The sequence below is a fragment of the Acidithiobacillus albertensis genome, assembly GCF_001931655.1.
Taxonomy (GTDB): domain Bacteria; phylum Pseudomonadota; class Gammaproteobacteria; order Acidithiobacillales; family Acidithiobacillaceae; genus Acidithiobacillus; species Acidithiobacillus thiooxidans.
Map to the genome: position 1 here is coordinate 297,450 of NZ_MOAD01000001.1, position 19,994 is coordinate 317,443.

Here is a 19,994-nt window from a genome sequence, read left to right on the forward strand (position 1 = left end):
GGGCCTGCAAGCAGGCTCAGGTGTTGCGCGCAGGGTCGAGCAATTTGCGCGCCAGCGGCGGCATGATCAGCAGCATCATCAACAAGCGAATGAGGTGGGCACCGAGGACAAAAAGGACATTACCGTGAGCTGCCATGCTGACGGCAACCGCTGCATACAGGGCACCGGGTGCGGTCGCCAGATAACCATCCAGATCACTGACGCCGACCAGATGCGCCAGGAGAACACCGAGCAGGGCGCAGCACAGGTTCAGAACGAGAATAATGAGCAAAGCACGGGGAATCAGGCGTAAGTGCAGACGAAGGCGGCTTATGGACAATTGCAGCCCGGCTTGCCAGCCAATCAGCAAATAGGCAGCTTCCAGAAGCGGACCAGGAAGCGCCCGGGTTGGATTGACGTGAAGCAAGGTCAGCAGGAGAGTGAGCAGCAAAGGCCCCAACAAATAGGGCGCAGTGATATGGATTTTTCGGGCCAACCAGATACCGAAAGGGGCACCGGGCAGCAGCAACAGGAGACTTCCTGCCCAGGATGCGGGTAAATGCGCGCCCGCCAAAGTCGCCGTATTTGCGCTGTAATCATGAAAAACAAAGAGAACCACCAGAGGCAGGCTGATCATGACTAGAATGGCGCGCAGGTATTGCATGATCGCCACCAGTCCTACATCGGCCTCGAATTCCTGGGCAATAGCGGTAATCCCTGCCGCCCCTCCTGCAGTCATGGACAGCAGACCGGTACTGGCTTTGATCTGCGTCCAGCGGCTGAAGAGCAAACCAGAAGCCAAGCTCAAAATCAGGGTGCCAGCTGTTACCAGCAATATGGGTAGCAGATGGGCGGAAATGGCCTCCAGCGCAGCAGTCGTAAACATCAAACCAATAGCCATGCCCAGTATGGCTTGTCCGGCTCGGGAAAAATGACGGGGATAAGTCAGATTCCCGAGACTGTTGACGGCGATTCCAGTAACAACACCGGCAAACAGGGCTGCGGCGGGAATCTGCCAGGAGCGGAATAAAACGCTCAGCAGGACACTGCCCGCAACAAGCAATATCCACCGCCCCGTTATGCCGGAAACGGCACCCGAAAGTTGCGCGAGTAACCTGTGCTCTCCAGGTTTGCCTTTCAAGTGCCGCCCTTGAATCCCAATTGTCGCCATGCTTCAAATACACCCACAGCACAGGCATTGGAAAGATTCAGGCTACGCTGTCCCGGACGCATGGGTAAACGGAGTACCTGCTGGGTGGGGAGGCTCTCCAGGATCGGCGTGGGCAGGCCACGGGTTTCCGGTCCGAACAGCAGGGCATCGCCTTCCTCAAAAGCCACCTGCTGATACAGGTTTTTTCCTTTGGTGCTGAATGCAAAAATTCGTGCTCCATGCAGCGCATTCAGGCAATGTTGCCAATCCGGATGCCGCAGCACCTCGGCAAATTCATGATAATCCAGTCCCGCACGGCGCAGACGACGATCATCCCAGGCAAAACCCAAGGGCTCCACCAGATGCAGGCGCGCGCCGGTGTTGGCGCAGAGCCGGATAACATTGCCGGTATTGGGCGGGATTTCCGGCTCATAAAGGATGACGTGCAAAAAAGTTTCAGGCATGGGCAGGGACCGTTTCGCGCAGGGCGCGGGCCAGAACCCAGACATCAATACGCTGCACACCCACACTTTTCAATAACTCGGCAATTTGCCCCGCTGTTGTTCCCGTCGTCATCACATCATCGATAATGGCCACATGGTCGGGCAATTTGCCCCGCAGGGTGAAGGCAGAATCCAGATTCTCACGCCGGGCGGCCGCGCTCAGTCCGGTCTGGTGACGAGTATTCCGACAGCGTCGTAACACGCCAGCTTTTACCGGAATACGCCAGCGCTTTCCCCAATAGCGGGCCAGCAACAGCGCCTGATTGTAGCCGCGCTCGCGCAGTCGTTTGGGGTGCAGAGGCACGGGTAGCAAGCATGCGGGATGCGAAGGTGGCTGCGTGCCCCAACTGTCTGCCCAGGTCGTCGCCAAGGCGCGGGTCCAGTCCAGACGCTGGTGGAATTTCCAGGCGAGAATGGCAGCATTGAGGGGTTCAGCATACACAAAAGGCGTGTAGACATGGTCGTACTGGGGCGCTTCTACAGAACATACCGGGCAGTCACCGTTGGCCAGGAGCGGCAATGCACAATAACTGCAACGGTTTTCCGGCAGGCGTGGCCAATCCCGGGCGCAGGCCTCGCAGAGGGCAGTACCGGGCACGCCACAGGCGCGGCAATGTTCCGGGAAAAGCCACTGAGTGAGTTTTCGCCTGCTTTGAGAAAGCTGTTGCAGGGAGAAGCGGGGCAAGGGAATCCGTACACCTTTTGCGAAAGTGGGAGGCTGCAGTTTATGGATTCTGGCGCTTCGGGCTGACATTGACAAGGTAGATACCCGTCCTTATAAGAAGCTATGCCTGATACAGCAGAAAATACCTGGAGTACGCAGCTTGCGGATATTCGTCGGCAGGGACTATGGCGGGAGTTGCAGTCTCTACAACCGGACCCGGACGCCGATCGTCCACTGTTTGTGGATGCGGAAGGTCGCTTACTCCTTTCTTTTGCCAGTAACGACTATCTGGGTCTGAGCAGGGAGCCCGCGTTACGACAGGCAGCCATTGCCGAAATGGAACGCAGTGGGGTGGGCGCCGGCGCAGCCCCCCTGCTGGGCGGTGAGCGTCCGGCCCATCAGGCTCTGGCGGCAGATTTGGCACGCTGGTTGGGTGTGGAAGCCGTGCTGCTTTTCGGGAGTGGTTATCTGGCCAATCTGGGAATTATTTCCGCCCTGGTCGGCCGTCAGGACCGGGTTTATGCCGATCGTCTCAATCATGCCTCTCTGGTGGATGGTGTGCGTCTGTCCGGGGCGCGTCTGCAGCGTTACCGGCACGGCGATATGGCGCATTTGCAGCAGCTGCTGGAGCGCGGTACTTCGGGGCAGGCGTGGATCATCACCGATGGTGTATTCAGTATGGACGGTGATCTCGCCCCCCTGCCTGAAATCGTAACTCTTGCCCGCCGGTATCAGGCCAGAATCATTCTCGATGAAGCCCACGCCTTGGGCGTGTTGGGCGCAGAGGGGCGAGGAACCCTCGCGCACTATCAACTGGATACGCACTCTGTGGATGTCATCATGGGGACGCTCGGCAAGGCCTTTGGCGTCTATGGAGCCTTTGTGGCAGGCAGTCAGGATCTGATTGACCTGCTGCGTAACCGGGCACGGAGTTTTATTTATCATACGGCCATGCCTGCGGCACTGGCGGCGGCAGCGCGGGTCTCTTTGCAGTTGTTGCGCGGCGGGGAGTCCCGTCGTGCCTGCCTGGTAGAGCATCAGGACTGGCTGCATGCCCAGCTTCCCGATGCGCCCTGGCTGCCCAGCACAACGCCCATTCAGGGGCTGGTACTGGGAGAGGCAACGGCGGCTGTGCAGGCGGCTGCCAGATTGCGCGAGGCCGGACTGTACTGCCCGGCAGTGCGCCCCCCGACCGTGCCTAAGGGCAGCGCCCGTTTGCGGATCACCCTCAGTGCTGCGCATCATCGCGAAGACCTCACGCAGTTGGTGACCGCCCTTCGGGAGATTTTATGAGTTGGTATCGGGAACAGACGGGTCAAGGGCCAGCCTTGCTGTTGCTCCACGGCTGGGGCATGGAAAGCCGGGTTTTTGCGGGTTGGCGCCCTTTTCTGGAAAAGCATTTTACCTGCATTTCCTACGATTTGCCCGGTCATGGCCGCAGCCCCTGTACGGCGGATGGCATGCAATGGGCTTATGTTCTGGAACAGTTGACGGACATGCTGGATCGTGAAGTAGAGGCGCCGATTTTGTTGGGTTGGTCTCTGGGTGGGCTGCTCGCCCTCGGACTGGGTCTGACGCAGCCCGCCTCGTTGAAAGGGTTGGTACTGATGGCGAGTTCGCCGAGTTTCCGCCAGCGTCCAGACTGGACGGCAGGGATTCCTGCCGCAACCCTGGAAGATTTTGGCCAGCGCCTGCACAGTGATCCCCAGGGAACCCGCAAAAGGTTTTTAGCCCTGCAGGTTTTGGGTGATCCACAAGGACGACGGGCGCTGGAGGGTATGAGCAACTGGCCGTCGCCTGATCCCGTCTGTCTGGCTGATGGGTTGACTCTTCTCCACGAAGTAGATTTACGCGATCGGTTGGATAGCTTGTCCATGCCGGTTCAGCTGATTCATGGTGCGCAGGACCGCATTGTGCCTCCGGAAGCCAGTTTTTACCTGCAGCAACATCTTCCCGGCAGCCATCTGCATGTGCTGGAAAAGGCAGGGCATGCGCCCTTTTTATCGCAGCCGCAAGCCTGCCGGGATGCTCTTTTGGAGGTCTGGGCATGAATCCATCGACGCCAGCAGATTATCAGCTGGAAAAGCGCGCGATCCGCCGCGCTTTTGACCAGGCTGCCAGCTCCTATGAGGCCAGTGCTGTTCTTCAGGACCAGGTAGGCCAGCAACTCATCGAACGACTGGACCTGGTCAAGCTGGAACCACAATGGATTCTGGATCTGGGCAGTGGCACCGGCCTGCAAAGTCGGCGCCTGAATCGTCGTTATCCCAAGGCACGGTTGCTGGCGGTGGATTTGGCCGTCGGCATGCTCCAGCAGGCGCGACTGCGCAAGAGCTGGCGGCAACGCCAGTACTTTTGTCAGGGGGATGCCGAACATCTGCCGCTGGCGACAGGATCCATGGACCTGCTTTTCGCCAACATGTCCATCCAATGGTGTAATGATCTGGATCGGGTGCTGCGCGAATTTGCCCGGGTCCTGCGTCCCGGGGGGCTGTTGATGTTCAGTACCCTGGGTCCGGATACCCTCAGCGAGTTGCGCCAGTCTTTTGCCAGACTGGATGATCAACCCCATGTCATACCATTTATGGATATGCACGATATTGGCGATGCCCTGGTCCGCCAGGGTTATGAAATGCCGGTGCTGGATGTCGAACATTTTCAATTGACTTACGCAGCGCTGGAGGATCTTTTGCGCGATTTGCGCAGCATTGGTGCGACCAATGCCTCGGTCAATCGCCCACGCGGCCTGTTGACGCCTCGTCGCCTGCAGATCCTGCGCGATGCTTATGAACAGTTTCGTAAAGATGGGTATTTGCCAGCCACCTATGAGGTGGTTTACGGGCATGCCTGGAGCAGTGGCCCGCGCCCCGAGATTCGCGAAGATGGCGCAGTTACCCTGCCCTATCCGCAAATGCGGAGGCACATAAAATGAATCCGTCAGAAACATTGGAAAATCCGCCAGCGCAGCCGCTCCGGAGTCTTTTTGTCACCGGGACGGATACAGGTGTGGGCAAGACGGCGGTGACAGCTGCTCTGGCGCAACGCTGTGCACGTGAAATGGGCCGGGTCGCAGCCTTAAAGCCGGTGGTTTCCGGTGTGGAAGCCAATGGGCAGTGGAGTGACGTGGAAATTCTGCGCACCGCGTCAACGCCCTCACGCTCTTTTGAACAAACCTGCCTTTATGCTTTGGATCCGCCCATCGCTCCGCATTGGGCGGCAGCACAAGCCGGCCTGACCCTGGACCGGCACAAGATTCAGCGCTTTATTGAACAGCAGTCAGCAGATATGGATGCCGTACTGGTAGAGGGAGCGGGCGGTTTTCTGGTCCCGCTGGGTGATAATTGGAGTTTTGCTGACCTGGCCCTTGGTTTGCAATTTCCGGTGCTCTTGGTCGTAGGTCTGCGCCTGGGAGCCATCAACCATGCCCTGCTTAGTGCCGAGGCTATTCTTGCCCGTGCTTTGCCGATGGCGGGCTGGGTGGCTAATCATCTTCAACCCGATCTCGCTCCGGGAACCCTGGAAACTTTGCAGCGACTAATGCCCAGCCCCTGCCTGGGAGAAATCCCCTTTCAGGCAGAAGCATCCAGTGTCTGCAGGAGTCAGTATCTGTCTCTTCCGGCGTGTTGGGATTGATGTTAGGATTCAAACGTCTGCCATAAAAAAATAGAGGGCAGTTGGTCACGGCGCGGCGGGTATTACAGCGGAAGCCGTGACAGTGAAACGTAGATATTCTGATGGAGCGTGAATGTCATGAAATCATTCAAGAGCATAGCCTTGTTGGTGGGTACCAATTTACTTATTTTTATCACCCTTTCCATTACTTTTTCGGTCCTGGTGAATGTGGTTTTACCCGCTTTTGGCGTAGATCTGCGCGGGGTAGTCAGTGTGACAGATTTACTCTGGGCGCTGGTCATTGGTTTTGGGGGCGCTTTTATTTCCCTGCTGATGTCCAAGCAGCTGGCGCGGGCAGGTATGCAGATGCAACGCATCGAGCAACCTCAGTCCGCCAAGGAGCGGCTGATTTACGATGCCGTGGCACAGTTGTCTACGCGTTTGGGCATCCGGATGCCGGAAGTCTGGGTTTACTGGAGTGATGATCCTAATGCCTTTGCTACGGGGCCGGGGCGTAACCACAGCATGGTGGCGGTCAGCAGCGGGCTCGTGAATCTGCTCAATGATAATGAAGTTCGAGCGGTGCTGGCCCATGAAATGGGTCATGTTTACAATGGCGATATGGTCAGCACGACGTTGCTTCAGGGGTTAATGAATACTTTTGTATTCTGGTTGTCGATGTTGGCGGCCCGGCAATTTGATGATCGCCCGATGATTGCTTTTGCGGTTTCCATGTTCCTGCAGGTTGCCTTGTCGTTTTTGGCACTGATTCCCATCACCTGGTTTTCGCGCCGCCGGGAGTTTGCAGCAGATCGTTTTGCCGCAGAGCAGGTCGGCGCTGGGGCGATGATTTCTGCCTTGCAGAAGCTGCATCAGCGGGCTACAGCCATGCACGTCGAGCATGATGCGGTCCGTGATCCCATGGCTACCGCCTATATTTCGGGAAGCTGGCATGGGCTGTTTGCCACCCACCCCAGTCTTGAGGCACGGGTTGCGGCTTTGCAGGCTCTGCAAAAAGGGTATAGTTACCCTTAGTATTCTGGCTGGGGAGTGATTTTAGATGCACCTGAATTTGGGAGTGGACAGCATTGCGTCCTGAACGGGTAAAACCGGTTCTCCTCAGCAGTCAAAATGCCTCCGTCATTTTTCCGGATCCGGAACAAGCCGACAGTAACCTGATTGCCGTTGGTGGGGACTTATCCCGGAAACGTATTCTCCAAGCCTATGCTCAGGGAATATTTCCCTGGTTCGGAGAAGAAGACCCTATCTTGTGGTGGTCCCCTGATCCACGCGGGGTGCTTGAACCCCGTGCCATTCATATCAGTCGCAGTTTGCTGAAAAATGCCAAGGTCGCGTCCTGGCAGGTGGTTCTCGATCAGGATTTCGCTGCTGTTATGGATGAGTGTGCGGCCCCGCGTTCAGGTCAGGGCGGGACCTGGATAACTGCCGAGATGCGTAATGCCTATCTGGATCTCTTTGCTGCGGGGATGGCCCACTGTGTAGAAATTTTTCAACATGGCCAGAGGGTCGGTGGATTGTATGGTGTCGAGTCGGGAGCGGTTTTCTTCGGGGAATCCATGTTCAGTCGGGTTCCCGATGCCTCAAAAATAGCTTTGGTCTGGTTGGCCCGACATTTGACGCATTGGGGTTTTGGTCTGATTGATACCCAATTTTTGACCCCACACCTGCAAAGTATGGGTGCATCTGAAATTCCACGTGCTGAATTTTTGCAGCTTTTGACCAGATTGAAAGCCCAGGCAACTCAAGGGGCGTGGCAGGAGTTCCTGCCCTGGGAGCACATTTTTTGGCGATGAGTTTTTACATGTCGACCTTGCAAACCTGTCCCTATCTGCCGGAACAGGAAGAACTGCTGGTGTTGAGTGATCCACGCGCAGTCCTGGAGCGTGGGGAATACGATCAACTGTTGCAGAATGGCTTTCGACGCAACGGTCCCGTCGCGTACCGGCCTATGTGCCCGCAATGTGATGCATGTATTTCCGTGCGTATCCCGGTGGATCAGTTTCAGCCGGACAGGGGGCAAAAACGCACCTGGGCACGGAATCAGGATCTCAGTCTGCGTGTGGCACGACCATACCGGAATGCGCAACATGCCCGCCTGTTTGCCGATTATCAGCGTTTGCGTCATCCGCATGGTGGCATGGACCAAGAGGCTGAGCGTCTGTATGCAGAAATGATGGCAGATACCAGCCCCGTGGATTCGCGGCTGCTGATTTTTGAAATGGATGATGAGCCCTTGGCCGTAGCTCTGGTTGATCAGGTAGGTCGCGGGTTGTCGGCAGTTTATACATTTTACCGAACCGACCTGGTGAAGCGCGGCCTGGGTATTTTTGCGATTTTGAGTCAGATCGAATGGGCCCGCAGCCAGGGATTTCCCTACCTGTATCTGGGTTATTGGGTCGCAGAAAGTCCAAAAATGGATTATAAAAGGCGTTTTTCGCCCCTGGAAGGTTTTGTCGCCGGTGCATGGCGACCGCTTTCCATCCATCGTTAATCCAGATAGAAAATCGCATCTATGCATAATGCCGCACCGGATATATTCCGTACCTTTTCACCCTGGGCCCTGACCGGCGTACTGGGACTTCTGGGCAGTGCCTGGGCCCTGTCGGCATGGCAGAAATTGGGGGTCGGCAAGGACCTGCTCTGGTCTGCTGCGCGCGCGACGGTGCAACTGGGAATCATGGGTTTTGTGCTGGGCTGGCTGTTTCGCCAGCATCAACCCTGGTTGCTGCTGGCGTTTCTCGTCCTGATGATTCTGATGGCCGGTCGCTTCAATCGCAAACGGGGCGCCGGTATCCCCCACGCCTACTGGATTGGTGTTGGTAGTATAGGCCTTGCTGCAACAGTCACGCTGACCTGGATGCTGTTCTCGGGTTTGGTATTCTGGCGCGGCGAGTCTCTGGTGCCCATTGGCGGGATGATTATTGGCAATGCCATGAATGCCGTATCTCTGGCGTTGAATCGTTTGCGCAGTGAAATTGATCAGCGCGAGGATATGTTGCTGGCGATGCTGGCGCTGGGTGCCGGACATCGTCAGGCCATGCGCAGTCTCTACGGCATTGTGGTGCGCAGTTCGCTGATTCCTACCATTGATAGCCTGAAAAGTGTCGGCATGATTCATATTCCAGGTATTACAGCGGGCATGATTCTGGCGGGCATGGCGCCGCTTGCAGCGGTTTCCATGCAGTTGGTGGTGATGCTGATGCTGACCGCCTCAGTCACCTTGAGTGTTTCTACGGCGGTCTTGTTGGCGGCACCTTACGCCCTGACCTTTTCGCAGCGTACCGAAGGATAATTGATATGGCCGCACTGGCTGGACGTTTTCGTGGTTTTTTGCCCGTAGTGGTGGATGTGGAGACGGCGGGTTTTGACCCTGAGCGTAATGCTCTGCTGGAGGTGGCGGCGGTCATTATCGGTGGAGAAGTGGGACAGCTGAAACCGGTAGCCAGCCATCACTTTCACGTCATGCCCTTTACGGGCGCGGTGCTTGATCCTGCGGCGCTGGCTTTTACCGGAATTGATCCTTTTCAGCCATTGCGCGGAGCGGTTTCCGAAGAAGAAGCACTGCGCAACATTTTTCGCGCCATTCGTACGGCGGTAAAGGCTGCACAGTGCCGGCGGGCGATTCTGGTAGGTCACAATGCCGCCTTTGATTTGTCTTTTATCAAGGCAGCAGAAAAACGTTCCGGAGTGAAAAACAATCCATTTCATCTGTTCAGTACTTTTGACACCGTCAGTCTGGCGGGTCTCGCTTATGGTGAAACGGTACTGGCCAAAGCGGCACTGGCGGCAGGTTTATCCTGGGATCATGAGCAGGCACATTCAGCGTTATATGATGCGCGCCAGACGGCTGAACTATTTTGCAAGATAGTGAATGGTTTTGACCTGAATCGGGAATATCCCTGAAGTGGTTGCAACAGCAGTCAACATCCGGTGCTTCTGTTAGAATATCTGCATCTACCATTTTAAGAGGGGCAAAACATGCCTTATCGTCTGACAATTGAACCCAGCGGTCACGAGATGGATTGCGATAGTGATGAAACCATACTCGAGTCGGCACTGCGTCATGGCTTTAATATTCCCTACAGCTGTCGCAATGGTACTTGTGCAACCTGTAAGGGGCGTATTTTAAGTGGCACGGTAGATTATGGGGATATTGAAGAAAAAGTGCTCAGTGAGGCAGAAAAAATGGACGGTTTGGCCCTGTTTTGCCAGGCTATGCCCCTATCTGATCTGAAAATTGAAGTACGCGAAATTGGTGCAGCCAAGGATATTCAGATTAAAACCCTGCCGGCACGGGTGGCTAAAATAGAGGACGTGGCTCCAGACGTGCGCGCACTGTTCCTCAAAATACCCAGTACAGAGCGCCTGCAGTTCCTCCCCGGCCAGTATATAGACCTTCTTCTGAAGGATGGCGGGCGTCGGGGTTTCTCGCTGGCGAATACCCCCAATGATGACGCTTTGCTGGAATTACATATCAAGAAAGTAGAGGGTGGTACGTTCACCGGGCACGTTTTTTCAGCAATGAAAGAAAAGGATATTGTGCGATTTGAGGGACCTTTGGGCACTTTTTTTGTACGCCAGGAATCAACCCGACCGTTATTGATGGTGGCTACAGGGACAGGCTTTGCGCCGCTCAAGGGGATGCTTGAATCACTTTTTGCTCACGGATCAATACGGCCAATACACTTTTATTGGGGGGTGCGTCATTCTGAAGATTTTTATTATGAAGATCTGTTACAGGAATGGCAGTCGCTCCATAACCATTTTAATCTGACCAAAATTGTCTCACAACCGGATAGCCGGTGGTCGGGCCCTACGGGATATGTAACAGAGCAGGTGATTAAAGATTTTCCTGATGCCAGTGCTTTTGATGCTTATATTTGCGGCCATCCGGATATGGTTTTTTCTTTATCTGCGGCTTTAGCTCAGGCAGGATTGGATTCAGAACATATATTCGCAGACGCATTTGTATTTGCCAAAGCAAAAACAAGCTGACATAATAATTTTATTGGCGACTTTAGCCAAAATTTCAACTTATTTTTTCAGGAGTGAGCGGGTATGGAATCTCAAACAAAAAAACGTCATCGTCGTAGTGCCGAAGAGCGCCTTGCTGATTTGGAAGAGAAGCAACGTCAAACGGAATTGCGCCTGCGCGAGCAATTGGCCAAAATTGAGCAGCAGAAAAAGTCTTTGCAGGAAAATCCGCGTGCCAAACGCGAACGTGAAGCACAGCGGCGTTCTTTGATGGATCGCATTTCCCGTCTGGTACCTGATTGGGAACCTACCCAGATTCTGGCAGCTATTGCCGAAGTACGGGATCGGGTAGGCGATAACCATCATGCATTGCAGGAACTGGATTCTCATGGAAATGCATTGATGCAGGAACTAAAGCCACGTCGTGGACGGCGTCCGCGCAGCGCGCTCTAATTTCATGTAGTTAAAAGCCCCCCCGAATTACTGAGTTCGGGGGCTTTTTTACGTCGGGCATTAGCGTTTGCAACTGCGCCAACGCTTTAACATGGGCACCCGATGGGCCATATAGGCACGGATATACCAAGGGGCCTGTCTTTTGCGCAGCAATTGCCTTACTCGCTGTTGCATGGCTTCCAGGGTTAATTGGGGGTCCTTGAACGTGCCATCTGCATAGCAGTAACTGCAGTAATCCCGACTGTGGCTGCCATCGCTTTCCGTGCCACCGCCTTGCGGATCAAACTGTAAAGGCATACCACAACTTTGGCAGCGGTTTTTTTCGATTTCCAGTTGGCGTAACCATTTTTTCATAAGCAAATTAGACATCCTCAGGGGCAACCAGTTCAAGGGCCTCAATATAAATATGGGCCATGCCCAGCAAAAATACGACGTTGGGTATAATGAAAACCAATGCGGTGGCAACGCCCATCCCCATGCTGAGCCCGACATTATACAGGGCAGTATTCGCAGTGATGCTGGAATGCGCTGCATGGTCCAGCATAAAAGGATAACCCGTGATCGCATCCATCATCTGCCAAAACATATCGGCGCTACGGCTCAGTTCGCTGGCCAGAGCTGGGGCCGCAGCGGACAGTGCCATACTGTATCCGGTGTAAAGGATGATGGCGATAATGATTGCCAGACCAGCAGATAACGCCCCGAGTAACAACATCATCAGCAAAATGGAGCCGGGTTTGTTACGGGCAATACCAATGGTGTGGCGCAGGGAGTTGCTGACCGATTCACCATGCCAAAGCGCTGGACCGGACAGATTGAAAACAATGATGGCCAGAACGAAAACTACGGCATTTATCAACATGGCCACCGGGAAAAGCGGTACAAACAAAATCGCTCCTATTCCTGGTATTTTGCAGGCCAGAAATCCCAGTAGCTCAACCACAAAAATGCCAAAGAGCAAAAGACTTTCGATGATCAGCAAGCCAATCAGCCGGGGCAGAGCTTTTAAGCCAAAGCGGAGACTACGCAAAATCCCGGGTAAGGAGTCACCCCGGGCTTCATGTAATAGTACCCCGCCAGCACCCAGATACCCCACCCCAAAACTGACGAACAAAATCAGCATTCCGATGCTGGCACCCAGCATCCCACCTAGCCACTGCACAAAAAATTCAAGGCCCGCCATGCCGATAAAAACGGCGAGGACATACACCAAAATGGGTTGCCAGAGGGTGATTCCCCGTAATGCGCGCAGTAATAGCGAAAAAGACAGGTCTCCCTGACTGGGAGAATGACTAAACATGGGAGCTTCCTTTTTCAGTAACCGATCTTGAGGATGAATGCCAAGGATAACGGTTAGATTTTTACTGTAAAGCGACAATCGCCTTTGTTGATGCTACACTGACCTGATATTGACCGATTGGTCGGGTGTTTTTCAAGTGGCTGATAATATGTGGAAAGAGATCGCTGAGGGGATTTTATGGATAATACGCTGGCGATGGTAGAAGGCGAGGGGCGGCAACGTATCCTCGCTGCTGCCGAAAAACTCTTCTCGGATAAAGCCTTTGATGCGGTTTCCATGAATGCTATTGCCTGCGAGGCTGGTATCAGTAAAGCCAATATTTACCACTATTTTCCGAATAAAGACACGCTGTATCTCGCGGTGTTGCGCGTGGCCAGCCATAATCTGCGTGCGGTGCTGAACGAAGCCGTCAGTGCCCACGGCTCGGTTCTGGATGTATTGCGGCATTTTGCCCGCAATCATCTGCAGGCACTGCTGAACAGGCCACAACTGGTGCGTTTGGTCTGGCGGGAGATCCTGGAAAGGGGCGCGCCACGAGCACAGGAATTTGCCGAGCAGGGTTTCGCGGATATGTTTTCTGCTCTGGTAGATGTTCTGAAGCTGGGACAGAGCCGAGGCGAATTTCGCCAGGACTTTGATCCGGCTCTGGTCGCTACGCTCCTCTTGGGTGCCAACGTGTTTTTTTTCCAGTCGAGAGATATATTACGGCATTATCCCCCCATTACTTTTGCAGACGATCCTGCCGGATATGATGCGGGTATTGTCGAAATTCTTTTGCGTGGGCTGGTCCCGGCCTCATCCTGAGTTTTGCTTCATCCCACATAGAGATTCTTATGGATAAAAATCCTCAACTGCAAGCCCATGTTCTCGTGGAAGCCCTGCCCTACATGCAACGCTTTCATGGACGGACCATTGTCATCAAATATGGTGGTAATGCGATGACAGAGGCGCATCTGCAAGAGCAGTTTGCCTATGATGTGACCTTGATGAAGCAAGTAGGGATGAATCCTGTGGTGGTTCATGGCGGGGGGCCGCAAATTGGCGCCATGCTTGAACGTCTGGGCGTCGAAACCCGCTTTGTAGATGGCATGCGCGTAACCGATGCGGCGACCATGGAAGTAGTGGAAATGGTGCTCGGCGGTCGCGTCAACAAGGAAATTGTTCAGGGAATCAATCGTGCCGGTGGGCGGGCAGTGGGGCTGACCGGCAAAGATGGGGCTTTGCTCCGCGCCCGTCCGCTGCGCAATGCGGTGGCTGATCTGGGGATGGTCGGTGAAGTGGCCGCCGTCAATCCGGAAGTCATTCGTTGGTTGGACCAGGGCGACTTTATCCCGGTAGTGGCCCCCATTGGCGTCGGCGCTCGGGGCGAGTCTTACAACATCAATGCCGATCTGGTCGCCGGAGCGCTGGCCGCCACCCTGAAAGCCGAAAAGCTGATTTTAATGACCAATGTGGCTGGGGTACTGGATAAAGAGGGTACCCTGCAAACCCGGCTGGAGGCTGGCGCAGTGGCACAAATGATTGCCGATGGTCAGATATATGGTGGCATGCTGCCCAAAATTCAGTGTTGTCTGGATGCTGTGGCTGCCGGTGTGCAGGCTGCGCATATTATTGATGGCAGAGTCCCCCATGCCTTGTTGCTGGAGATTTTTACCGACGCCGGGGTGGGGACATTGATTGCTGGCAGCCATTGAAAAAGCTGTCCGTTCCTGCTCCACAGCGTAACAGACACGCTTTTTCTGCGGCAGCCCGCAAGCGTCGTCTGTTAGCCTGGCGACGCGGCCCGCTGCCGGTTTTTCTCTTTGATCTCGACAATACCCTGTATGATGCAGACCGTTACTGCTTTCCCTGGATGCATGAGCACATCAATGCCTTCCTGATGGAGGAGCTTGGCCTGAAGATGGAAGCCGCCGATCAGTTGCGGCGCCATTACTGGCGGACTTATGGGACCACCCTCGCGGGTTTGATGCGGCATCATACTGTTGATCCCCGGGTTTTCCTGAAGGCCATTCATCCCCCGGTTCTGTCTGCCCAGGTCCCCGAAAATCCGGAATTACGTCGTTGGCTCGTGCAACTTCCCGGCCCCGTATTTGTTTTTACGAACAGCTTGGCCAGTCATGCCTGGCGGGTGCTGGAGCGTTTGGGCGTGGCGGATATTGTGGTGGATGTATTTGATATGGAGACCGCAGGTTTTCAGGGGAAACCCCAGCATCATGCTTATCATCAGGTTCTTGGAAGATTGAAAGTTCCCGCCTGGCGTTGTGTTTTTTTTGATGACACGCTGGCTAATTTGCGGACTGCTCGCTGGATGGGTATGCGTACGGTACACATTGAAAAAAATCGCAGGCGTTCGCGTAGCGCCCATAGCCGGGTTCCATCAATCATGGGCTGGCGTTACGATTTGTCCTGAAATGGCAGTGGGGCTTGTAAGCTTTTTGCTCCAACGTCCCTTGCCTGTTGTTCTAATGCTCGTCCTGCTGTCAGCAGAGAGCTCGCCCTGCGGGCCCAAACAGCTTTCCTGACGGGCGCAGGATTTCGCCAAGAACAACAACGGCGCGGGCCAAAGTCGCTGCAAAGCTTACAAGCCCCACTGCCGTTTCAGGAGACTACAGAAGTGGTTTCAGAAACTTGACCCAACCCGGTGCACCGCCGGTATTGATGGTGACCGAAGCGCTGGTACCAATACGTAAGGGCAGCTTTGGATCAGGGTTGGTAATCATCACCCGTACGGGTACCCGTTGCGTGACCTTTACCCAGTTACCTGTCGCATTCTCCGGTGGTAACAAGGAAAAAGCATTGCCGGCACCGCCGCTTAGGCTGACCACCGTCCCCTTGAATTGGTGATTGGGGTACATGTCTACGTGGATACTGGCAGCCTGACCGGGGTGAACCCGATTCAGATCGGTTTCCTTGTAATTGGCCTCCACCCAATATTGAGCGTTTCCGATCAACGGGAAAAGATCCTGGTTGATGCTGACGACATCGCCCACATGAATTTTGTCGACTTTGCTGACCACCCCGGTGATTGGCGCATACAAAGTGGTTTCCGCAAGATACATTTTGGCGGTCCCCAGTGCGGCCTTGGCTGCGGCGATTCGAGCTGCATTCAGGCTCTGCTGGGCGCGGGTAGCAGACAAATTGGCCTTTTCGGCTTGCCATTGTGCCATGGCGCCTTTTGCAGCCGTCATCCGGTTATCTGCTTCCTGCGCAGACAGATATTTTTGAGCTGCCAGTGCCGCAGCGCGTTGGGCATTGCGTTGGGCGTTCTGGTAAGTGATCTGGTCGGCACTGACTCGCGCCTCGGCTGCCGCAATGTTGGCCTGAATAGCATCCGTCTGGCGTTCTGCCTGAGCGAGTTCTGCCTCGGCTTTCTCTACATCGTACTGGTAGGCCTCGGGGTCTATTTTGACCAGAGGCTGCCCGGCGTGTACCACCTGATTGTCGCGCACATAAATATGAACAATATGTCCAGTCACGCGTGGCGAAATGTTGACCACGTGGGCATGGATGTAAGCGTCATCGGTGTTGGGGTAATAATTGGCAATCTGAAAATAGGCATAGGCACCGAAAGCGACAATAATGAGAATGATCAGGACCAAAAAGCGTTTGAGCCAGCGCATAGCTTTCCTTGTGTTGCAATTACTGCAGCCAATTCCAGAAGCACCCCATCAACGAAGCATAATATTCCATATATACTAGGCTCCAGGGTACTCCGGTGAGTCAGTAGCGTAAGTTCAGTCCTGTTGTTAAATTTTGACAGGCTCGGAAGTAAATCGCATACTGACCGTTCGGTTGATACCTTAACCTAAACACTTCAAGTCGGCAAGATGATGCATGAATGAACTGGATATAAGGAGTAATCATGAAAAACAAACAGTGGGCCTGGACGGGTATTTTAGGCAGTGCCGTTCTCGGATTATTGGCGGCAACTCCAGCACTGGCGGATAGCGAAGGTTTGCACGTGATTCAGGGCGGACCTTCGTATTTTAATATTGGTCTTGGCGCATTTAATGCGGCAGGTGTGACTCCTGGTCCAGGCTATACTAATGCCACACTTCCAGAGATTAACCTCGAATATCAAACGGGTGCCAAGTTATTCGGGGTTGGTGCTGTCTATGGTCTGATGGCCAATACCAATGGCGGCTTTATGGGGTATACGGGCTTTTATACGGATGTTGCCTGGGATCACTGGGTGCTGACCCCCGTTTTGGCCATGGGTGGTTATCATCAAGGGCGGGGCAAATATCTGGATGGCACTTTTCAGTTTCGTCTGGAGCTCAGTCTCGATTACCAGTTTGCCAATCAGTCCCGTTTCGGCCTGAAAATCGCTCATATTTCGAATGCTTATATCAAGGATAGCGATCCGGGCGAAGATGAAATCATGCTCAATTATTCCATGCCCTTGTCCTTCGGGGAGCATTCCTGATTTGAGTTTTTAGAGCTGGCTACGCCCTCTGATTCCTTATGGGTCAGAGGGCTTTCAGCTTATCCGGCGTGAAGCCCCAGCTTTTCAAATAAAATCTGGTCATGTCCGCTGCTGGCATTGCTGGTGGTCAGTAATCGATCCCCCAGAAAAATACTGTTGGCACCAGCCAGAAAAGCCAGAGCCTGCAATTCGTCGCTCATGGTTTCCCGTCCTGCAGAAAGGCGGACATAGGCTTGCGGAAAGATGATCCGGGCAGCGGCTATGGTGCGGACAAACTCCAGGCCGTCAATGGGCGAGGCCGTTTCCAGAGGCGTGCCGGGAATGGGTACCAGGGCATTGATGGGAATGCTTTCCGGTGCCTGAGGCAGTTGCGACAGCACCTGAAGCATCCGGGCCCGATCCCGGCGCGATTCACCCATGCCCAGAATACCGCCACTACAGATTTTGATGCCCGCATCGCGGACGGCTTCCAGAGTGTCCAGACGATCCTGAAAGCTGCGGGTATGAATGACCTCACCATAAAATTCCGGGGAGGTATCCAGATTATGATTGTAGTAATCCAGTCCGGCAGCCTGCAAACGTTCTGCCTGCCCGCTTTTCAGCATGCCCAGGGTGACGCAGCTTTCCAGCCCATGCTCTTTGACCACCTGAATCATGGCGGCGACTTTTTCAATATCCTTGTCGTGTGGAGAGCGCCAGGCTGCCCCCATGCACAGGCGTTGCGCACCGTTGGCCTTGGCGGCGGTGGCGGCACTGCGCACAGCTTCAATATCCATGAGGGGCTCCGGTTTCAGGCTGCTGTCATGGTGGACGCTTTGCGAGCAATAGCCACAGTCTTCCGGGCAACCGCCAGTTTTGATGGACAGTAAGGTGGAACACTGGATGGTATTGGCATCAAAATGCTGACGATGAATTTGCTGCGCCTCAAAAATCAGATCATTGAAAGGACGTGCATAGATTTCCAGGATGCTGTCCAGGCTGTAAGTGTGTTTAGAAGGTGTCATGTGCGTTTCCGGTTCGCGTCGAAAGGTGCCTGGCGTATTAAACGCCGCCGAGGTTCAGAATGGCATTGACCAGCAGACCTTTCAATAACTCGATGAGTAAAAGGGCCGCCAGCGGGCTGAGATCCATTCCGCCAATGGGTGGAATAATCCGCTGCAGGGGATAAAGGATGGGTCCGGTTACCCGGTCCAGAAAATGGACAATGGGGTTACGGGGATCCGGCTGGACCCAGGATAAAATGGCGCGAATCAGGATGGCCCAGAACAGCAGGGTAAGTACCAGATCCGTCAGGCGAGCAGCTTCAATGCTGATTGCATTCATGCTTTGGTCTTCAGAAACTGGCCCAAAGCACGACTGCGCGCGGCGGCTGCAGCCAGGGCACGCTGGGCCAGGGGCCGCAACTGCTCTTCCCAGACCGCCAGACCGGCAGCGGTCGTACCACCGGGACTGGTGACCTGGTGGCGCAGTTCACTGGGGCTCGCAGGACTTGCTGCTGCCATCTGGGCGGTACCCCACACCGTCTGTAAAGCCAGAGCCCGGGCGGTGTTCCGATCCAGTCCTTCAAGTACAGCGGCGTCTTCCAGTGCCTCCAGAAATAACAATACATAGGCAGGGCCGCTGCCCGCCAGGGCGGTAGCTGCGTCCATCAGGGATTCGTCATGCAACCAGAACACCTTGCCCACCCCTGAGAAAATCTGCTGCACGATGTCGCACTGCGCTGCCTTGACCGTTGCCTGGGCGAAGAGGGTCGTCGCTCCCGCTCCCACCTGCGCAGGCGTATTGGGCATGGCGCGGACTACGGCCACATTCTCTCCCAGGATGCTGCGCATTTGCTGGCTGGAAATGCCCGCTGCAACGGATACAAAAAGGACTTGGGCATCCGCGAATGATTCCCGCCATTCGCTGAGAATTCCATCTACCTGTTTGGGTTTGGCGGCATAAATCACCAGACTGTTCTGCGGCAGCTTTTCGGCCTTGGCAGGACGGCTACGCAGGCCGAATTCTTCGGCAAGGGCTTCACGACGCTGGGTACTGGGGGCATGTACCTGAATCTGGCTACCTGGTACGCCAAGCTGGCGCATTCCGGAAATAAGGGCACGAGCCATATTGCCTGCGCCAATAAATACGATATCTTGTTCAATCATGTTGCCTCCTGGTGACGGCTGCCAAACAAGCGCGTACCCAAGCGGATTTCTGTGGCTCCATGCTCTAGCGCCTGCACAAAATCAGACGAAGTTCCCATGGACAAAGTATCCAGGTCAGGGTAATTCCCGCTTTGTAGCAGCGTGTTGAATAAGCTGTGCATTTGCTGAAAATTGACGTTTGCTTGGTCAGGGTCGGGATGGACCAATGCCATCAGGCCACGCAAACGGAGAAAGGGGAGTTGCTGGATGCCTTCTGCAAGTGCCACAAGCTGCGCAGGTGGGCATCCTCCCTTGCTGTCTTCCGAGCTGACGGCCACTTCAATCAGCACATTCAAGGGAGTCGAAACTTCCTGTCTGGCACTGTTTAGTCGTTGGGCAATCAGCAGACGGTCAACGCTTTCGACCCAGGCAAAGTGCCGGGCAATTTCCTGGGTTTTGTTACGCTGAATCCGTCCGATAAAGTGCCAGTAAATATCCTTCAGATCGTGTAGTTCATCCTGTTTATCCAGCGCTTCCTGAAGGTAATTTTCACCGAAATGACGCATTCCCAAGGCATGGGCTTCGCGGATGACAGACGCCGGGACCCTCTTGCTCACCGCCAGTAATGTGGGGCGGTCGGGCTGCCTTAGAGTGCGCTTTATATTTGCCAGATTTTCAGCGAGGGACATGCTGCTCCATGAAACGTGGGCGAAATGGCCAAGGTCGACTATAGTAACGCGCATGAGTCCCAATGCCCAAATGCCGGGTATTACCATGCCATGTGGA

Annotated in this window: 25 protein-coding genes; 15 read left to right on the forward strand and 10 right to left on the reverse strand. The window is 54.7% G+C overall.

The genetic code is table 11. The features are described from left to right. Positions 1–16 precede the first annotated feature (16 nt). The 3 genes from BLW97_RS01490 to BLW97_RS01500 are packed head-to-tail and all read right to left on the reverse strand — an operon-like array spanning position 17 to position 2,317. The gene (locus tag BLW97_RS01490; RefSeq protein WP_158025102.1) at positions 17–1,120 is read right to left on the reverse strand and encodes an AbrB family transcriptional regulator; all 1,104 of its coding nucleotides are present in this window, start codon (positions 1,118–1,120) and stop codon (positions 17–19) included. Continuing rightward, on the reverse strand, positions 1,117–1,593 hold the full coding sequence (gene trmL / locus BLW97_RS01495; protein WP_010641284.1) for a tRNA (uridine(34)/cytosine(34)/5-carboxymethylaminomethyluridine(34)-2'-O)-methyltransferase TrmL: 477 nt from the start codon (positions 1,591–1,593) through the stop codon (positions 1,117–1,119). Before trmL ends, BLW97_RS01490 begins: the two co-directional genes overlap by 4 nt. After that, positions 1,586–2,317 carry a ComF family protein gene (locus BLW97_RS01500; RefSeq protein WP_075323533.1) on the reverse strand — a complete coding sequence of 244 codons (732 nt, stop codon included), beginning with the start codon at positions 2,315–2,317 and terminating at the stop codon, positions 1,586–1,588. Before BLW97_RS01500 ends, trmL begins: the two co-directional genes overlap by 8 nt. Before the next feature lie 102 nt (positions 2,318–2,419). Here BLW97_RS01500 and bioF point away from each other — a divergent pair, with 102 nt between their 5' ends. The 11 genes from bioF (at position 2,420) to BLW97_RS01555 (ending at position 11,356) form a co-directional block, all read left to right on the forward strand. Continuing rightward, a complete protein-coding gene (gene bioF, locus BLW97_RS01505; RefSeq protein ID WP_010641288.1) occupies positions 2,420–3,589 on the forward strand; it encodes an 8-amino-7-oxononanoate synthase in 1,170 nt (389 codons plus the stop codon). After that, positions 3,586–4,347 carry an alpha/beta fold hydrolase gene (locus BLW97_RS01510; protein WP_075322105.1) on the forward strand — a complete coding sequence of 254 codons (762 nt, stop codon included), beginning with the start codon at positions 3,586–3,588 and terminating at the stop codon, positions 4,345–4,347. The genes bioF and BLW97_RS01510 overlap by 4 nt, the downstream gene beginning before the upstream one ends. Next, positions 4,344–5,228, forward strand: a complete 885-nt coding sequence (bioC, locus tag BLW97_RS01515) for a malonyl-ACP O-methyltransferase BioC (protein ID WP_075322106.1) — start codon at positions 4,344–4,346, stop codon at positions 5,226–5,228. The genes BLW97_RS01510 and bioC overlap by 4 nt, the downstream gene beginning before the upstream one ends. Continuing rightward, complete coding sequence (gene bioD / locus BLW97_RS01520) at positions 5,225–5,929, forward strand: dethiobiotin synthase (protein ID WP_024893367.1); 705 nt, start codon at positions 5,225–5,227, stop codon at positions 5,927–5,929. The genes bioC and bioD overlap by 4 nt, the downstream gene beginning before the upstream one ends. Positions 5,930–6,046: 117 nt before the next feature. Beyond that, positions 6,047–6,943: a protease HtpX gene (gene htpX, locus BLW97_RS01525; protein WP_075322107.1), complete on the forward strand. Its 897-nt coding sequence runs from the start codon at positions 6,047–6,049 to the stop codon at positions 6,941–6,943. Positions 6,944–6,996: 53 nt separating this feature from the next. Next, complete coding sequence (gene aat / locus BLW97_RS01530; RefSeq protein ID WP_075322108.1) at positions 6,997–7,722, forward strand: leucyl/phenylalanyl-tRNA--protein transferase; 726 nt, start codon at positions 6,997–6,999, stop codon at positions 7,720–7,722. An 8-nt stretch (positions 7,723–7,730) separates the two neighbouring features. Continuing rightward, positions 7,731–8,420, forward strand: coding sequence for an arginyltransferase (locus BLW97_RS01535; protein ID WP_242947647.1), 690 nt, complete (start codon positions 7,731–7,733; stop codon positions 8,418–8,420). 21 nt (positions 8,421–8,441) lie between these two features. Continuing rightward, on the forward strand, positions 8,442–9,221 hold the full coding sequence (locus tag BLW97_RS01540; protein WP_075322110.1) for an ABC transporter permease: 780 nt from the start codon (positions 8,442–8,444) through the stop codon (positions 9,219–9,221). Positions 9,222–9,226: 5 nt separating this feature from the next. Then, on the forward strand, positions 9,227–9,832 hold the full coding sequence (gene rnt / locus BLW97_RS01545) for a ribonuclease T (protein WP_010641303.1): 606 nt from the start codon (positions 9,227–9,229) through the stop codon (positions 9,830–9,832). Between the two features lie 75 nt (positions 9,833–9,907). Beyond that, entirely contained in the window at positions 9,908–10,924 is a 1,017-nt protein-coding gene (locus BLW97_RS01550; RefSeq protein ID WP_075322111.1) for a CDP-6-deoxy-delta-3,4-glucoseen reductase, read from the forward strand. A 63-nt stretch (positions 10,925–10,987) separates the two neighbouring features. Continuing rightward, a complete protein-coding gene (locus BLW97_RS01555; protein ID WP_010641307.1) occupies positions 10,988–11,356 on the forward strand; it encodes a hypothetical protein in 369 nt (122 codons plus the stop codon). A gap of 60 nt (positions 11,357–11,416) precedes the next feature. Here BLW97_RS01555 and BLW97_RS01560 read toward each other — a convergent pair whose 3' ends face one another. After that, positions 11,417–11,710 carry a zinc ribbon domain-containing protein gene (locus BLW97_RS01560; protein ID WP_010641309.1) on the reverse strand — a complete coding sequence of 98 codons (294 nt, stop codon included), beginning with the start codon at positions 11,708–11,710 and terminating at the stop codon, positions 11,417–11,419. Between the two features lie 7 nt (positions 11,711–11,717). Continuing rightward, positions 11,718–12,656, reverse strand: coding sequence for a hypothetical protein (locus BLW97_RS01565; RefSeq protein ID WP_010641311.1), 939 nt, complete (start codon positions 12,654–12,656; stop codon positions 11,718–11,720). A gap of 177 nt (positions 12,657–12,833) precedes the next feature. Between BLW97_RS01565 and BLW97_RS01570 the strand changes: the two genes are divergently transcribed. The 3 genes from BLW97_RS01570 to BLW97_RS01580 are packed head-to-tail and all read left to right on the forward strand — an operon-like array spanning position 12,834 to position 15,066. Beyond that, entirely contained in the window at positions 12,834–13,460 is a 627-nt protein-coding gene (locus tag BLW97_RS01570) for a TetR/AcrR family transcriptional regulator (protein ID WP_010641313.1), read from the forward strand. A 29-nt stretch (positions 13,461–13,489) separates the two neighbouring features. Beyond that, entirely contained in the window at positions 13,490–14,350 is an 861-nt protein-coding gene (gene argB, locus BLW97_RS01575; RefSeq protein ID WP_010641315.1) for an acetylglutamate kinase, read from the forward strand. Continuing rightward, entirely contained in the window at positions 14,347–15,066 is a 720-nt protein-coding gene (locus tag BLW97_RS01580; protein WP_075322112.1) for a pyrimidine 5'-nucleotidase, read from the forward strand. Before argB ends, BLW97_RS01580 begins: the two co-directional genes overlap by 4 nt. A gap of 196 nt (positions 15,067–15,262) precedes the next feature. Here BLW97_RS01580 and BLW97_RS01585 read toward each other — a convergent pair whose 3' ends face one another. Continuing rightward, complete coding sequence (locus tag BLW97_RS01585) at positions 15,263–16,276, reverse strand: HlyD family secretion protein (protein WP_010641319.1); 1,014 nt, start codon at positions 16,274–16,276, stop codon at positions 15,263–15,265. 242 nt (positions 16,277–16,518) lie between these two features. Between BLW97_RS01585 and BLW97_RS01590 the strand changes: the two genes are divergently transcribed. Next, a complete protein-coding gene (locus BLW97_RS01590) occupies positions 16,519–17,082 on the forward strand; it encodes an acyloxyacyl hydrolase (protein WP_024893374.1) in 564 nt (187 codons plus the stop codon). Between the two features lie 59 nt (positions 17,083–17,141). Here BLW97_RS01590 and bioB read toward each other — a convergent pair whose 3' ends face one another. Genes bioB through BLW97_RS01610 form a run of 4 tightly spaced genes read right to left on the reverse strand, consistent with a single transcriptional unit; the run spans position 17,142 to position 19,897 of the window. After that, positions 17,142–18,086, reverse strand: coding sequence for a biotin synthase BioB (gene bioB, locus BLW97_RS01595; protein WP_075322113.1), 945 nt, complete (start codon positions 18,084–18,086; stop codon positions 17,142–17,144). Positions 18,087–18,123: 37 nt separating this feature from the next. Continuing rightward, positions 18,124–18,405 carry a YggT family protein gene (locus tag BLW97_RS01600; protein ID WP_010641324.1) on the reverse strand — a complete coding sequence of 94 codons (282 nt, stop codon included), beginning with the start codon at positions 18,403–18,405 and terminating at the stop codon, positions 18,124–18,126. Then, positions 18,402–19,229 carry a pyrroline-5-carboxylate reductase gene (gene proC / locus BLW97_RS01605; protein WP_075322114.1) on the reverse strand — a complete coding sequence of 276 codons (828 nt, stop codon included), beginning with the start codon at positions 19,227–19,229 and terminating at the stop codon, positions 18,402–18,404. The genes BLW97_RS01600 and proC overlap by 4 nt, the downstream gene beginning before the upstream one ends. Then, on the reverse strand, positions 19,226–19,897 hold the full coding sequence (locus BLW97_RS01610) for a YggS family pyridoxal phosphate-dependent enzyme (protein ID WP_075322115.1): 672 nt from the start codon (positions 19,895–19,897) through the stop codon (positions 19,226–19,228). Before BLW97_RS01610 ends, proC begins: the two co-directional genes overlap by 4 nt. Between the last annotated feature and the right edge of the window lie 97 nt (positions 19,898–19,994).